The following is a 16218-nucleotide window of genomic DNA, read 5'->3' on the forward strand; positions in this document are numbered from 1 at the left end:
CAAGGTCCTTCGGTCGCGCGCAAATGGTTGCGTGAGTTCACGTTCCGCGTGGCGCTCCCTCAGGATGAGGGGTCGTTGAAGTCGAATTGAGAGGTTTGGCGGCACCCTCACGCGCTCCGCTCGCGGGGCGGTTCGCCGACACGGCGGGGGGAATCCGCCGCTGCATCGGCATCTTCCCAGCCCGTTTGTGCCTTCGCGAGAGATGCAACGCCGCGTCGCCCGTACCCCCGTTCCCACGCGACTTGCTCGACCATGCTGAACCTTTCGACCGCTGAGCGCCTGGCGCTCCTGGAGCTGGCCGAGGCCACCGCCCCCGTGCGGCCCGCGGCGACGCTGTCACCGATCGAGCCGGTGGACCGTGGCGGACCGCTGCCGCTCTCGTTCGCGCAGGCGCGGCTCTGGTTTGTGGAGCGGATGGGGAGCGCGGGCGCCGCGTACCACATGTCCACGCGCCTGCGCCTGTCGGGCGCGCTGGACCGCGCGGCGCTGGTCAGGGCGCTGGACGGCATGGTCCGGCGGCACGAGGCGCTCCGCACGGTCTTCGCGGAGGTGGACGGTGAGCCGGTGCAGCGCATCGCTCCCGCGGAGGCCAGCCGATTCCATCTCGTGGACCACGACCTAGACGGCGGCGAGGGGGCGGGGGAGGCGCTGCGGCGCATTGCGGCCGAAGAGGCGGGGGCGCCGTTCAGCCTGGAGCGGGGGCCGCTGGTGCGCGGGCGCCTGGTGCGCATGGGCCCGGACGAGCACGTGCTCCTGGTGACCATGCACCACATCGTTTCCGACGGCTGGTCGCTGGGGGTGTGGACCACGGAGCTGAGCGCGCTCTACGGCGCGTACCGCCGCGGCGAGCCCGACCCGCTTCCGCCGCTGCAACTGCAGTACGCCGACTACGCGGCGTGGCAGCGAACGTGGGTGGACGGCGAGGTGCTGCGGCGGCAGGCGGAATACTGGCGGCGGATGCTCTCAGGTGCCCCGGAGCTGCTGGAGCTTCCGGCCGACCACCCGCGCCCGGCCCGGCAGGACCCCCGGGGAGCGTTCCTTCCTTGGACGCTGGACGAGGAGGTGGCCTCCGCGCTGAAGAGCCTGAGCAAGCGGCACGGCACCACCCTGTTCATGACCCTTCTGGCGGGATGGGCGGTCGTGCTGGGCCGCCTCGCCGGGCAGGAAGAAGTGATGGTGGGGATGCCCACCGCCGGTCGCGGACGGCGGGAGATCGAGGGGCTGATCGGTTTCTTCGTGAACACGCTCCCGTTGCGGGTCGACCTCTCCGGCTCGCCGACTGTGGCGCAGCTGCTGGCGCGCGTGAAGGAGCGGGTGGTGGAGGCGCAGGGAAACCAGGACATCCCCTTCGAGCAGGTGGTGGAGCTGGTGCGCCCCGTCCGCTCCCTGGCCTACGCGCCCCTCTTTCAGGTGAGCTTCACCTGGCAGAGCGCCCCGCGCGGCGAGCTGAACCTGGCGGGGCTCAAGACGGTCCCCACCGCGGGCCCGGGCGCGCCGGCCCGCGCGGCGGTGCGCTACGACCTGTCGCTCACCCTGGGAGAGGCAGATGGACGGATCACCGGCGGGGTGCAGTACGCCACCTCGCTCTTCGATGCCGCCACGGTGGAGCGCTACTTCGCGTACCTGCGGACGGTGCTGGATGCGATGGCGGCGGACGCCGGGCGCGGGGTGGACCGGCTCCCGCTCATCCCCGAAGCGGAGCGTCGCCGGCTGGCGGAGGAGGGTGCCTCCCACGCCGTGGCGCGGCGGATGCGGGCCTCCGTCGCCCACGCCGCTTTTGCTCCGGTAGAGACCGACCGGTCCATCGCCGCGTGCTTTCGGGCGCGGGCGGCAACGCACCCGGAGCGGACCGCCGTCCACGCTGCCTCGGGCGAATGGAGCTACCGGGCACTGGACGATCTTGTGGTGCGCATTGCGGCCGCGGTGGCGAAGGGGGCCGGATGCGGACCGGGGCGCGTGGGACTCCTCTTTCACCCCGACGCGCCGATGGTGGCGGGGGTGCTGGGGGCGCTGGCGGTGGGAAAGACGTACGTGCCGCTGGACCCCGCCTGGCCGGAGGCGCGGATGCGCCAGGTGCTGGACGATGCCGCCGCCACCCTGGTCCTGGCCGACCACGCCTGCCACGCCGCGGCGCTCCGCCTGGCCAGGAGCCTTCGTACGCCGGCCGCCGTGCTCCAGGTGGAGGACCTGGAGCACGGCGCAGGCGCGGAGGCGGCCGTCCTCCCCCACGTCCCGCCGGAGCAGATCGCCTACCTGCTCTATACCTCGGGCTCCACGGGCGAGCCCAAGGGGGTGGCCCAGTCCCACCACAACGTCCTGGCGCACATCCGCGCCTACACCGGCGCGCTGCGCATCGGCCCGGAGGACCGGCTTACGCTGCTGGCCTCGTACGCGACGGACGCCGCCGTCATGGACCTTTTCGGCGCGCTCCTCAACGGCGCGGCTCTCCACCTGTTCGACGTCCGCCGGCGGGGGGTGGAGCCGCTGGCGGAGTGGCTGCGCGCGCGCCGGATCACCCTCTACCACTCCACGCCCACGCTCTTCCGGGCCCTGCTGCCGGGCGGCGGGCCGCCGGGGGACCGCTTTTCCTCCGTGCGGCTGGTGGTGCTGGGGGGCGAGGCCGTCATACGCCCCGACTGGGAGCGGTTCCGGGAGCACTTCACGCCGGGGTGCGTGCTGGTGAACGGCCTGGGACCCACCGAGTCGACGCTGGCCCTGCAGTGCTTTCTGGACCACTCCACGGAGCCGCGGGGCCACGCCGTCCCAGCCGGCCACGCGGTGGAGGGGGTGAAGGTGCTGCTGCTCGACGACTGCGGGGAGCCGGCGGAGCTGTACGCCCGGGGGGAGATCGTGGTACGCTGCCCGCACGTGGCGCTGGGCTACTGGGGCCGCCCCGGGCTCACCGCCGCGGCGTTCGTCCCCGATCCGGGCGGGTGCGGCGCCCGGATGTACCGCACGGGCGACCTGGGCCGCCGGCTGCCGGACGGCTCGGTCGAGTTCCTGGGGCGCCGCGACCACCAGGTAAAGATCCGCGGCTACCGCGTGGAGCCGGGCGAGGTGGCGGCGGCGCTGGGGCGCTTCCCGGGCGTGCGCGAGGCCGCGGTGGTCCCGCGCCCCTCCGGCGCGGGGGGCGCCGCCGTCCTGGTGGCCTACTTCGTCGCGGACGAGCCCCTGGCGCCCGAGGCGTTGCGCGCGCACCTGGCGGCGCGCCTCCCGGACCCCATGGTTCCCGCGGCGTACGTCCCGCTCGCCGCGCTCCCGCTGACCTCCAGCGGAAAGCTGGACCGCGGCGCGCTCCCCGCGCCCACGGCCGACGGCTACGCCCGGCGCGGATACGAGGCGCCGGCCGGCCGCACGGAGGTCGCGCTGGCGGCGATCTGGGCCGAGATCCTGGGGGTGGAGCGGGTAGGCCGCCACGACCACTTCTTCGAACTGGGCGGCCACTCGCTGCTGGCCGTGCAGGTGATCTCCCGCGTGCGGCGGGTGTTGGGGGTAGAGGTGGCGCTGGGCGAGATCTTTCAGCACCCCGCGCTGGCCGATCTTGCGCGCGCCGTGGAAGAGGCGGCGCGCGCCAGCCTGCCGCCCATCGAGCCGGTGGATCGCGACCGGCCGCTCGCGCTGTCGTTCTCGCAGCAGCGGCTCTGGTTCCACGAGCGGATGCGGGGCGGGGGAGCCGCCTACCACCTTTCCGTCCACCCGCGGCTGCTGGGCCCGCTGGACCGCGCGGCGCTGCGGCGGGCGCTGGACCGGATCGTGGCCCGCCACGAGGCGCTGCGCACCACGTTTGTGGAGGTGGAGGGCGAACCCGTGCAGCGGATCGCGCCGGCCGGGGCCGCCCCGTTCCACCTGGTGGAGCACGATCTGGCCGGCGCGCCCGGCGGTCCGGACACGCTTCGTCGGCTGGTGGCGGAGTCGGCGGGCGCGCGCTTCGACCTGGAGCGCGGCCCGCTGATCCGGGGCTGCCTGATCCAGATCGGCGCGGACGACCACGTGCTCCTGCTCACCCTGCACCACATCGTCTCCGACGCGTGGAGCATGGGCGTGCTCACGCGCGAGCTGGGCACCCTCTACGCCGCCTTTTCGCGCGGCGAGCCCGATCCGCTTCCCCCGCTCCCGGTGCAGTACGCCGACCACGCCGCCTGGCAACGCCGCTGGGTCGAGGGCGAAGTGCTCCAGCGGCAGGCGGAGTACTGGGGCACCACGCTCGCCGGCGCGCCGGAGCTGCTGGAGCTTCCCGCCGACCGGCCGCGTCCGGCGGCGCGGGACCAAGCCGGGGGCTCCCGGGGGATGGGGGTGACGCTGGGGGAGGAGCTGACGGCGGGGCTCAAGGAGCTCTCGCGCCGGCACGGCGCAACCCTCTTCATGACGCTGCTGGCCGGGTGGGCCGCCCTGCTCGGCCGGCTTGCCGGGCAGGACGACGTGGTGGTCGGCACGCCCACGGCCAACCGCGGGCGTGCGGAGATCGAGGGGCTGATCGGCCTCTTCGTCAACACGCTGGCGCTGCGCGTGGACCTGTCCGGCTCGCCCACGGTCGCGGAGCTGCTGGGGCGGGTCAAGGCGCGGGCGCTGGAGGCGCAGGCCAACCAGGACCTTCCGTTCGAAAAGGTGGTGGAGCGGGTGCGGCCCGCCCGGTCGCTGGCGCACACCCCCTTATTCCAGGTGATGTTCGCCTGGCAGAACGCCCCCCGGGGCGGGCTGGAGCTGCCGGGTCTGGCGCCGGCGCCCGTCGCGCGCCCCGCGCGCGTGGCCACGCAGTTCGACCTCTCGCTCACCCTGTTCGAGTGGGACGGAAAGATCGCGGGCGGGGTGGAGTACGCGGCGGCGCTCTTCGACGGCGCCACGGTGGAGCGCGCGGTGGACTACCTGCGGCGGGTGCTGGAAGGAATGGTGGCGGACGACCGGCGGCCCGTGGGCTCGCTGCCGCTGCTCTCCGGGGCCGAGCGCGCGCGGCTCCTGGACGAGTCCCAGGGACCTTCGATCGCGTGGGGCGCGGAGGCGTGCATCCACGAGCTGGTAGAGGCGCGGGCGAGGCGCACCCCGGACGCGCCCGCCGTCGTGCTCGGCGCCGCGGCGCTGACGTACGCCCAGCTCGACCGGCGCGCGGAGGCCGTCGCCTCGGCGCTCGCGGCGCGCGGGATCGGGCGGGGCGGCCGCGTACCCATCCTCATGGAGCGCGGTCTGGCGGTGCCCGTGGCCATGCTGGGGGTGATGAAGTCGGGCGCGGCGTTCTCACCCCTCGACCCGCGCTGGCCCGCCGCCAGGCTCCGCCAGGTGCTGGACGATTTAGACTGCGAAGTGGTGCTGGTCGACGGCGTTCCCCTGTCCGGCGAGGCGGAGCTTGGCCGGACCTTTCTCACCGTGCCGCGGGCGGACGATCCGGTCGCGGGGAATGGGAGGGACGATCACGCAGGAGGGGAAGCTCCGCCGGAGCGATCCCGTGCGCCGCGCTCGCCGGAAGATCCCCTCTACGTCATCTACACCTCCGGCTCTACCGGAACGCCGCGGGGCGTGCTGGTGCCGCACCGGGGGATCGCGAACCGCTTCCGGTGGATGAGCGGGTACTTCGGGATGGAGGCCGCGCAGGTGGTGCTACAGACCACGCGCCACGTCTACGACAGCGCGGTGTGGCAGCTCTTCTGGCCGCTGACGGTCGGCGGGCGCAGCGTCATGCTGGCGGGCGACGACGAGCTCGCCGCCGGGCCGGTCGCCGCGCTGGTCCGGCGGCACGGGGTGACGATGACCGACTTTGTCCCCTCCGTCTTCAACGAGCTGGTTCCCCGCCTGGTGGAAGATGCGGAGGCGCGGAGCGCTCTGGCGTCGCTGCGGGCGGTCGTCGTCGGCGGGGAGCAGATCACGGCGGGGACGGTGTACGCGTTCGTGGAGCGCTTTCCCGACGTCCGCGTGGTCAACCTTTACGGTCCCACCGAGGCCAGCATCGGCTGCATCTGCCACGAGGTGACGGGGCGCGAGGGCGGCCGCATCCCCATCGGGCGGCCCATCGCCAACACGCACGCGCTGGTGCTGGACGGCTGCCGCGGGCTGGTTCCGGCCGGCGTGGCGGGGGAGCTGTACCTTGCCGGCGCGTGCCTGGGGCTGGGATACCTGAACGACGCGGAAAAGACGCGCGCCGTTTTCGTCGACAATCCCTTCCCGGAGCTGGGGAGCGAACGGATGTACCGCACCGGCGACCGCGTGCGCCGCCTGGCCGGGGGAGAGATCGAGTTCCTGGGACGGGTGGACCAGCAGGTCAAGATCCGCGGCTTCCGTATCGAGCCCGGCGAGATCGAGGCGCGGCTGGCCGAGCACAAAGCCGTCCGGGAGGCGGTGATCGTCGCGCGCGAGAACGAGGCGGGCGACTGGCGGCTGGTGGCCTACTACGTGGGTGAGGAGGTCGCGATCGGCGCGCTGCGGGCGCATCTGTCGGAGCGCTTGCCGGAGTACATGGTGCCGGCGGCGTACGTCCATCTGGATGCGCTGCCGCTCACGTCCGCCGGCAAGCTGAACCGCGGGGCGCTGCCGGCTCCCGAAGGCGACGCCCTTGCCGCGCGGCGGTACGAGGCGCCCGTCGGCGAGGTGGAAGACGCGCTGGCGGCGATCTGGGCGGAGCTGCTGAGTGTGGAGCGAGTGGGGCGCTGGGACAACTTCTTCGAGTTGGGCGGCCACTCGCTCCTGGCCCTTCGCGTGGTTTCGCGGGTGCGGCAGGTGCTGGAGGCCGAGGTGGTGCTGGCGCACGTCTTCTCCCACCCCACGGTGCAGTCGCTCGCCGCGCGCTTGGCCGGGGTCGATGACGGGCACGCGAGCGATCAGGCCATTGCCATCCGCTCCACCGGCTCCCGGCCCCCGCTATTCCTGGCGTACGACGGGACGGGGTCCATCGCGTACGCGCAGGTGCTGCACCCCCACATCGACCCCGAAATCCCGGTGTACGCGCTCCCGTCGCCAGCGCCGTCGGAGCCGGCGCCGCGCACCGTCCAGGCGATGGCGGCGCGCCTGGTGCGGATGATCCGCGAGGTGCAGCCCTCGGGTCCGTACCGGCTGGCGGGATGGTCGTTCGGCGGCGTCCTCGCGTATGAGGCCGCCGCGCAGCTGATCGGCCGGAACGAGGTCGTGGAGTTCGTGGGGATGCTCGACAGCTACCACCCCGGCCGCGCCGGCGCCGGATCGCACGATGCCGCGCAGGAGCACGCGCTGCTCCTGCACGTGCTGCGGATGGCTGAAACCGTGAATGGGCGCGCGGAGCTCGACGAGGCGGGCGTCGCTGCCGGCGAGGTGGACCTGGAAACCTCTGTCACGTGGTGGCGCGAGATGGGGCTGCTCCCTGGCCACGTCACCGTGGGCCAGGCGTTGAGTTTGCGCGACCGCCTGCGCGATCACCGGCGTGCCCTGCGCGAATACTCGCCGCAGCCGATCCCGGTGACCATCCACCAGTTTCCCGCCCACCAGAGCGCCGATCCGGAGCCGTCGCGCGGCTGGCGGGCCACGCTCCCCGCGGCGCGGCTCCGGGTGACGCCCGTGCCGGGGACGCACCTGTCCATGATGCGGCCACCCAACGCGGCCACGCTGGGCGAGGCGCTGTCGCGCGCGCTCGACCGGGCGCGGGAGGAGGCGCCGCCGTTCTCCGGGGCTCACCCTTCGCCGGTGGTGGTGACGCTCCAGGGCGGGCCACCCGCGCGGTGATGGATCCTTGTGAAAACCGTTCGCGTGGAGCCGGCCCCGCCACCTTTGAGACAACTGTTTGGCAGCGTGGGACTTGCGTGTAGCCCGCAAATCTCACATTTTCTTTCACGGTACCCGTTGTGATGCTCAGTGACGCCCGGTGCGCAAACGTCAGGAAACCCGCGGGTTCAAGTTCGGCGGAGAAACCTGGTTCGCAGGTCGCTGGTTAACTCCAGCCTGGCGCGTACGCTGTAATTGAGCCCTCACCCGACGTGCGGTGAGGGCTTTTCTGTTTCCGACGTCCCGGTTCAAAGACGCCCGGGAACGCATGCTGGCTGAGATACGGTGAATCGCCCCTCGCGAATGGTGTGATGCGGACAGTCTATCTGACGGGCGGAACCGGCTTTCTGGGCAGCCACTTCATCCGCAATCATCTGCTCGGCGGCTCCTTCGACGTCCAGTGCTTCGTCCGCGGGCCCAGCCCCGAAGCGTGCGCGCTGCGCCTGGACGAGACGCTGCGCGAGGTGGACGCCAGCTATCCGGACCGCCGCGTGCGGGGGCTGGACGCGCTTACGGCCATTCCCTCCGACATCACGCTCCCCGCGTTTGGGCTGGAGGAGGCGTTTTTCGCGGCCCGGGCGGGGAGGGCCGATGCGACCTTCTTTCACTTCGCGTCGTCGCTGCAGTACCAGGAAAAGGACCGGCAGGTCATCCACGACCACAACATCGGCGGGCTGCGGCACGCGGTGGACGTGGCGGCCGCGCTGGGGTGTGGCGTCTTCTACTACGTCTCTACCGCGTTCACCGTGGGCGTGCACGAGGGGCCGGTGCCGGAGGCGCTGCACCACGACGCCCGCTTCAACAACTACTACGAAGAAACCAAGTGCCAGGCCGAGCACCTGATCACGGAGCTCTGCCGTGAGCGCGGGATCTCGCTCGTCATCGTGCGGCCGTCCATCGTCATCGGCCCTTCGGCCACGCGCCGGCCGGGCGGCAGCCGCACCGGGCTGTACGGCTTTATCCGTGAGCTGCACCGGCTCAAGCGGCAGCTGCGGCACACCGACGCGCCACTGTCGCTGTACGGGAGCACCGAGTCGGAGATGAACGTGGTGCCGGTGGATTTCGTCTGCTACGACATCTTTTCGCTGTACCGCGACAGCGTGAGTGAGGGCGTGTACCACTGCACCGCGGGCCAGAACGTGCGCGTGCAGGGCCTTACGGAACTGATCCTTAAGCACCTGGAGCTCACGGGCGTCACCTTTCGCTCGTTCCGCGAGTTCGACGAAGCCACGGCGTCCGCCCTCGAGCGGGTGCTGTTGCGCAACACCGCGTTCTACGCCTCATCCACCGCCGGCACCAAGCTGTTCCAGCGGCGCCGCGGGCCCGGCTGGCCCATGGACCTGGACGAGGTGGAGCGGTACGTGATCGAAGGTGTGCGCGGCCTGAACGGCGCCGACGCGGCCGCCCGGCAGCCGCCGGGCCTGCGGAAGCAGCGCCCTGTCGCCCGTCGGACGGCATGAGCGCTCTGGCCGAGCGGGTCCAGCCTGCCCCGTAGACAAGACGATCCCCCACCGTACCGTACAGTGTGGGATTCTTGTTTTTCGGTCCCTGAGTTACCCGCAGGCGTATCTGTTCTTCTGGGCGAGAGGTGGTGCTCACCTGCTCCACGAGGTGCGCTGTCATCCTGAGGGAGCGCACGCCCGTAACTTTCGTAATTACAGAAGCTTGCGCGCGATCGAAGGATCTTTGTCGGGTCGCGAGAGACCCAGCCCTCGGGAGCCGTTCAAGTCCTCAGGCAAGGCAGACGAGATCCTTCTGTCGCGCAAGCGGTCATGTGAGTTGAAGTTATGTTTTGGCGCTCCCTCAGGAAGCCAACGCTGCGGGATAGATTAGAAACCCTCGCGATCTGGGTGCTACGCCTGCCTCTCGCCGGCCGCCTTCTTCCTCTCGCTGACACGCTTGATGACGGGCAGCAGATCCTTCCGCACCTGCTCCCAACCCTCCGACCGCGGAGTCGCCTTTGCGATACTCGGAAATCCGCGTGCAAGGCGCTGCAGCTTGCCAAGATACGAATCCTCATCCACCGCGCACGCCTCCAGCTTGACGGTGACGATCTCCACTTCGCCCTTCTCCCGCCGTTCCTGCGCCCGCTGGATCTCCGTGTCTCGGATATAGGAGCTCACGATTGAGCGCTGGCTGGCGATGAATAGAAAGATGTCCATCTCTTCCAGCCGCCGACGGATCTCCTCATCCCATTCGTCGCCGGAAATGAGCCGCTCGTCCCGCCACGCCACCAGACCGTGCTGTTGCTCCAGCACGCCAAGAATCGCGTCCAGCCGCTTGAGAGCTCTTTCGTCAGCGTGCGCGTAGCTGACGAAGACGCGTACTGGTGCCGGGGCGACGGTCGGATCGCGGTCGATCGCGCGCGACTCAGGCGGGTCCAGCTTGTCCAGCTCCAGCGGGATGTTGACCTCGGCCGTTCCCTCGGGCAGGATCGGCATGCGCTTCGTTGGCTCGCTGGCTTCCTCCATTTCGCGCAGCGACTTTACGCTGATCCAGCGGTCGCCCTCGCCAGTGAGTTCCAGCGTCTCCACCGGCGCCATCTTCATCTCGCCGTGCAGCGCCTCCAACTCGCGCCGCACCATCGTCACCAGCACGCGGCGTGTATCCTCGTCGCCGCCCAGCACGAACACCTCCAGCTGCGGCCTGTCCGACTCCGCCCGGATGAGCGCCGAAGCGTCGCCGTGCCGCAGCACCACGCCGTGCCGCCAGTGCGGCGCGTCCTCGCTCAAAGGGTGCGTGCGCACGATGAAGCGCGGCAGCAACCCCGGCGGCAGCACCTCGTAGGTGTAGCGCAGGCGTACCGGCGCCTGGTCCCATGCTTCCACCATCTCCGGCTCGAACTCTGGCAACAACTCCGGCACCAGGTAGCGGACGGGGCGATCCGCGCCGCCTGGCTCGCCTTCCGGCTCATGCGCAAAGCAGAGCTGAAACGCCCGCATCAACTCCAGGATGAACGGGTGCGTCTCGGGCGGATAATCCTTCGCCTTCACCACTTTCTGCTTCTGTGCCTCACGGAGGACGCGCGGCATGTCGGCTGCCGTGAGCTGGCCATCCTTCTCTCTAACCGACTCTGATCGGATCACGGCGTACACGCCGCCTGTCACCCAACTCGGGTTCAGCACTCGATGGTCGTGCAGCCGCGGGTCATTCCCGAAGTACAGGGCCAGCCCGAGCGCGTGAAGAATCCCGGCGAGGTCAGCCTGCTTGTCAGGATCATCCTCACCATACTCAACGCAGATTTTGACGTAGTCGTCGTAGGTGAGAAAGTTCTCGTCCATCCCGGCGACGCGGTCCTTGATTGCACGCCAGCGAACGGGGAAGGGGAGCCAGACGTCTGGCATCCGTTCTTCCACGGTCTGTAGAATTGTGTTCCGCAGCGCATCGATCCCGTCGCCGTGCAGCGCATCCGTCCAGATGAAATCGACGATGAACGGAAATAGCCGCCGCAGCTTCACCTGGTCGATTGGCCAGCGGCGCCCATGGCTGTGATTCATCACGACGATGACCGGCGATCCGCCGCCCTGCGTTTCGATGAGCTTTAGCCAGTATTCCGCGTCGCGTTGCGCGAGCCCGGTGCGTGGCTCAAGTACCAGGAGGTATAGACTGCGCTCGGTCAGAAAGAACTGGTGCGTCGAGTGGAGAATCTCTTGGCCGCCAAAGTCCCACGCTCGTGTCCGCACGGAACCACGTGGACAGCGAAGTCCCAGTTCGCGAATCGCAATCGAATGAGTCTCCGACTCCCGTGCGCTTGGCCTTTCCTTCGCGAGCTGCTTAACCAACGTGGTTTTTCCTGCTTTGCCACGACCGACGAGGAGGAGCTTCAGTTCGAGGAGAGGCCGGCCCTTTTCACCACGCGATTCGAAGTAGTAAGCGAGGATTTCTGCAGGGGAGCGGGATGCAAGAATACCAGCGGGAATGCCTAACGGATTGCCTTGCAGCAAAAGCGTGTGGAGATTAGAACTATCCAGAAGAGACTTAGGCAAGGATTCGAGTGCATTGTTGTGGGCTGCCAAGCCCTGAAGACTGATGGTGCCAATTCCGTTGGGAAGAACCTTAAGGTTATTGGAGGAGACGATAAGATTCTGTGCAACCTCTCCAATCCACTCCGGCAACTCGTCCAGTTGATTACGGCCCAGATGGACTATTCCTTGGTATCTGAGTCCGCGTAAGCTCTCTGGAACGGTTTCAAGACTTAGCCCTTGCAAGTCTAATATCTCGAAAGTACCGACCAGTTGTGCATTCATACGGCGTTTAAAATCCGCTATTCTCTCCTCAGCGATCTCTGCTCCCGTGCGTGTGTCTGTTCCCTCTCCCACCTGAATGTCCGGCGGCTGTTCCATAATTCGCGTCTCATCAGGGTTGGTTTTTACTTCACATTTGCAGACGACCCAACTGCTCGTACTTCGACCGAGAAACAATGAAGCTGCATCTTACGACGGATGCAAGAATCATTGTACTAAAAGCCCGCGCCGGTACTCCGGAGCGGGCTCTTTCGTGCGTCAATCTTCCGAGGAAGCCGCCGTCCTACACCCCTACCGCCTTCAGCGTGCGGCCGAGGCGGGCGATGCCCTCCTCGATCACGTCCGGCGTGGAGTGGGAGAAGTTGAGGCGCATGCAGTTGCTGGCGGTGCTGCTGCCATCGGCCGCGAACGCGTTGCCGGGGACAAAGACGACCCCCTCCTGCTCGATGGCCACGCGCAGCACCTCGCTCGCGTCCGTTCCCTCCGGCAGTTCCACCCAGATGAAGACGCCGGCTGCCGGCTTCTTCCAGCGCGCGCCGGTGGGAAAGTGCTTTTCCAGCGCCGCCAGCATGGTGTCGCGGCGCAGGCGGTACTCGTCCCGCACCGCCGTCAGGTGGGCGGGAAGGTGGCCGCCGTCCATGTAGCGCGCCGCCGCGCGCTGCGACAGCGTGGCCGTGTTGATGTCGCTGGCCTCCTTGGCGATCGCCAGCAGCGGCACCAGCTCCCGCGGCACGATGATCCACCCCAGCCGCAGCGCCGGCGCCAGCACCTTGCTGAACGAGCCCACGTAGAACACCCAGTCCCGGTCCAGCGCCCGCAGCGGCTGCGCCGGCGGGCCGTCGTACGCCAGAAAGCCGTACGGATCGTCTTCCACGATCGGGACGCCGTAGCGGCGCGCGATCTCCACCAGCCTCAGCCGCTTTTCCGTCGGCATGCTCAGCGCCAGCGGGTTGTTGCCGTCCGGCACGGTGTAGATGAACGCCGGCCGCGCCCCACCCGCCAGCACGGCCTCCACCGCGTCCACGTCAATCCCCGACTCCCCGTCCGTGGGAACGGTGATAAAGTGCGGCGTGAACGGCTCCACGGCCTGCTGAAAGCCCGTGTAGCACAGCGTTTCCGTCAGCACGTCGCCGCCGGGCTCCAGCAGCAGGCGGGCCAGAAGGCTGATCCCCTGCTGCGCACCGGCCGTCAGAAACACCTCCTCCGGCGCGACCACCACCCCGCGCTGCGCCATCAGCGCGGCCACGTGCGCCTGCAGCGCCGCGGAGGGCGGGGAATACTGCAGCGCGCGTGGGTCCTCCTCCAGCACGGCCGCCGCCGCGCGTCCGTACTCCGCGGCGGGAAACAGCTCCGGCGCGGGAAGCCCCAGGGCGAACGAGATCGTCCCCGGGCGCGTGCCCACCGAAAGCATGGTCTGCAGCGCCGAGGTCCCCGTGGCCTGGGCCCAGCCCGCCAGGGCGGGACCGGCCACGGGTGCGGATGCCAGGTCGGTCATCAGATGGTCCCGCGGCGTTCCTGCTGGCGCTCCACCGCCTCGAACAGCGCCTTGATGTTCCCGGAGCCAAAGCCACGGGCGCCGCGCCGCTCGATGACCTCCACGAACATCGTGGGACGCGCCTCCACCGGCTCGCTGAAGATCTGCATCAGGCGCCCGTCTTCGTCCGAATCCACCAGGATTCCCAGCTCCTGGTACTCCGCCATCACCGCCGGCTGAATGGCGCCCACGCGCTCCTCCAGCACCTCGTAGTAGGTGCCGGGGACTTCCAGAAAGCGCACGCCGTTCTCACGGATGGTGCGCACCGTGAAGCAGATGTCGTCGCACAGGAAGGCCACGTGCTGGGCGCCCGAGCCGTGGTTGAAGTTCAGGTACTCCTGCACCTGAGAATTGGTGCCGGCCTTGGACGGCTCCTGGATGGGGAACTTGATCTTGCCCGACGGATCCTCCACCACCTTGCTGTTCATGGAGCTGTTCTTGGTCCACACCATCTCGTGGTGCGACTGGTGAAAGCCGAGCACTTCCTTGTAGAACTGGATCCACTCGTCCAGGTGCCCCGACTCCATGCTCACGGCCACGTGGTCCACCTCGGTGAATCCCACGGCGTGGGTGGCCGGCGCGTTGGTGATGGCCTCGAAGCCCGGAAACAGCGTCGCGGCGTAGCCGTGGCGCTCCACCAGCGAGTGTACGGTGTCACCCGGGGCGCCGATGGTGGCGCGCACCACGCGGCCGCGCTCGTCCTCGTGCACCTGGGGCTCGGCCACGGCGCGCGCGCCACGCTCCACCGCGGTCTGGAAGGCGGCGGCCACGTCGTCCACGCGGAACGCCACGTCCTTCACGCCGTCGCCGTGCAGCGCCACGTGGCGGCTGATCGGCGAGTCGGGGTTAAGACCGCTGGTGATCACCAGCCGGATGTCGCCCTGCACCATCACAATCGAAAGCCGGTCGCGCATGCCGGTCTCCATCCCCGCGCGCGCCACGGGCTTGAAGCCGAACATGGTGCGGTAAAAGTGCGCCGCCTGGTAGGCGTTGCCCACGTACAGCTCCACGTAGTCGATGCCATCCAGGCGCACGGCGCTCTGGCCGGCGGGGATCGTGCTGGGCTCGCGTTCGATGACGGACATGCGGCTGCCTGCCTGTGAAGAGAGAGGAAGTGCGTGCGTGGAGCTGCCACGCGGCGCGGGGTTCGGCGGATCACCCGTGGGGGGAAAGCCGCCGCCGGCGACGGGGAACGTGCCCCGCGCGCCGGTCAGGTATGTCCAGCAGGGTGGTATTCTACACACGCCATCGGACAGATTTGGCGTTTGTAATACAGTAACATGGTTCGACGATAAAGGTCAAGTACGGGGCAGGGGCTTACGCCGCGCGGCCGATGGCTTCGCGGCGAGCCTGAAAGTTCACGGCGTTTATCTCCAACAACAACGCCTTTTGGTCGTAATGGCGTGAGACAATCGAATGCGCGCCCTTTGATGCCGTCGCGTCATGTAGCTCACGCACACGGATTCAGGCTTTGATGACAGGAGGCAGCAGATACACGTATTTGGGGCCTGCGTATACACGCATCGAGAGACGCGGTCGTAACCCGGTCTACGGGGCGGGGAGGAGCGAGCGCGGAGGTGTGCACCGATCCTGGGGTGGCCGATGTCGTCACGACCGGAGCCTGCATCCGCCCATCGCCTGGCCGCCCGCGCGTGGGGGTCAATGAGCCTCGCGCGCGCGTACGTAGGGATATGAACGCGGGTGGATCGCCCTGGCGCGTGCGGATCGTCGCTGGCGCCGCCACGAGCGTCCGCTGGTGCTTCGGCCGGCACCGGCGGCGGGTTTCGGCGCCTTCGTGCACGGAGGTTGAAGGGACCACTTGCGCGATCGGGAATCCTTTTACACATTTGTGGCCTGTTGGACGACGGGTTTGAAATGACAGGACACGGTGGGCGTAGCTCAGCTGGTTAGAGCGCCGGATTGTGGTTCCGGAGGTCGCGGGTTCGAAACCCGTCGCTCACCCCTTTCGCAGCAGCGGACCCCCGCGAGTCGAATCGGGGGGGTCCGCTTTTGCCCTCTCTCCGGACTTCCCCCACCGCGACAGACGTCGGCAGGGCGGCGGAATCCCACGACAGGGTTGACGGGCGGGAAACGGGCGTTTATACTTGCGGCCCTCGCAAAGCCGGAGCGATCCGGTGGGGCCACAAGACGCGGCGGGGGTTGACGCCGCTGGACAAGGTTGATAAGTTGTAAGGCTGTCGCCTGAACGGGCGGTGTTGGGAGGGCGGGGGAGAAAGTTGGAAAACCGACCCCTTGACCGGAACGCCTAAGTGGTTTAGGTTGAAGGCGTTGCAGGAAGCGCGGCGGGCCGGAAAGCTTCGAAACTTTCTCACCGCCGCCCCTTGACGAAGCGAGTCGAGGGTGATAGATTGAAGGACTGACGCGGCGGCCGGGTGAAACTGGCCGGATGCGAATGGAGAAGCGAGTCAACGGCTCGCGAAAGAAGTTTGACAACTCGGGTCTTTGGGAGTGCTAAGACGGGCGCCCCGTAGCGGAGCAAGCCGAAGGCAACACGTCCTTCGCGTCCGCTGAAGTAACGGGACGTAAACGTGAAATTTCCGAATGAACACAACCGTGTTCGTTCACAAGAGCTGTTTGAACTCATGGAGAGTTTGATCCTGGCTCAGGACGAACGCTGGCGGCGCGCTTAACACATGCAAGTCGTACGGAGTTGTCTCTTCGGGGACAGCTCAGTGGCGAACGGGTGCGTAACACGTGAGCAAC

The 16218-nt window shown here is 68.7% G+C and carries 5 protein-coding genes, 1 tRNA gene and 1 rRNA gene; 4 read left to right on the plus strand and 3 right to left on the minus strand.

From position 1 onward, the window contains the following. The first annotated feature begins 252 nt into the window (after positions 1-252). Positions 253-7677, plus strand: a complete 7425-nt coding sequence (locus ACOJUJ_RS15835) for an amino acid adenylation domain-containing protein (protein WP_420127866.1) — start codon at positions 253-255, stop codon at positions 7675-7677. Positions 7678-8027: 350 nt separating this feature from the next. Beyond that, positions 8028-9176, plus strand: a complete 1149-nt coding sequence (locus ACOJUJ_RS15840; RefSeq protein WP_420127867.1) for an SDR family oxidoreductase — start codon at positions 8028-8030, stop codon at positions 9174-9176. A 393-nt stretch (positions 9177-9569) separates the two neighbouring features. Here the strand turns inward: ACOJUJ_RS15840 and ACOJUJ_RS15845 are convergent, their stop codons facing one another. The 3 genes from ACOJUJ_RS15845 to hppD form a co-directional block, all read right to left on the minus strand. After that, positions 9570-12059, minus strand: coding sequence for a COR domain-containing protein (locus ACOJUJ_RS15845; RefSeq protein ID WP_420127868.1), 2490 nt, complete (start codon positions 12057-12059; stop codon positions 9570-9572). A gap of 184 nt (positions 12060-12243) precedes the next feature. Then, entirely contained in the window at positions 12244-13455 is a 1212-nt protein-coding gene (locus ACOJUJ_RS15850) for a PLP-dependent aminotransferase family protein (RefSeq protein WP_420127869.1), read from the minus strand. Then, positions 13455-14579 (minus strand): 4-hydroxyphenylpyruvate dioxygenase, encoded by a 1125-nt coding sequence (gene hppD, locus ACOJUJ_RS15855; RefSeq protein ID WP_420127870.1) that lies wholly within the window; start codon positions 14577-14579, stop codon positions 13455-13457. The genes ACOJUJ_RS15850 and hppD overlap by 1 nt, the downstream gene beginning before the upstream one ends. 803 nt (positions 14580-15382) lie before the next feature. Here hppD and ACOJUJ_RS15860 point away from each other — a divergent pair. Next, positions 15383-15456: transfer RNA gene (locus ACOJUJ_RS15860), tRNA-His, on the plus strand. Between the two features lie 638 nt (positions 15457-16094). Further along, positions 16095-16218 (plus strand): 16S ribosomal RNA (locus ACOJUJ_RS15865); the annotation flags it as partial.

The sequence above is a fragment of the Longimicrobium sp. genome (assembly GCF_048594345.1).
Taxonomy (GTDB): Bacteria; Gemmatimonadota; Gemmatimonadetes; order Longimicrobiales; family Longimicrobiaceae; genus Longimicrobium.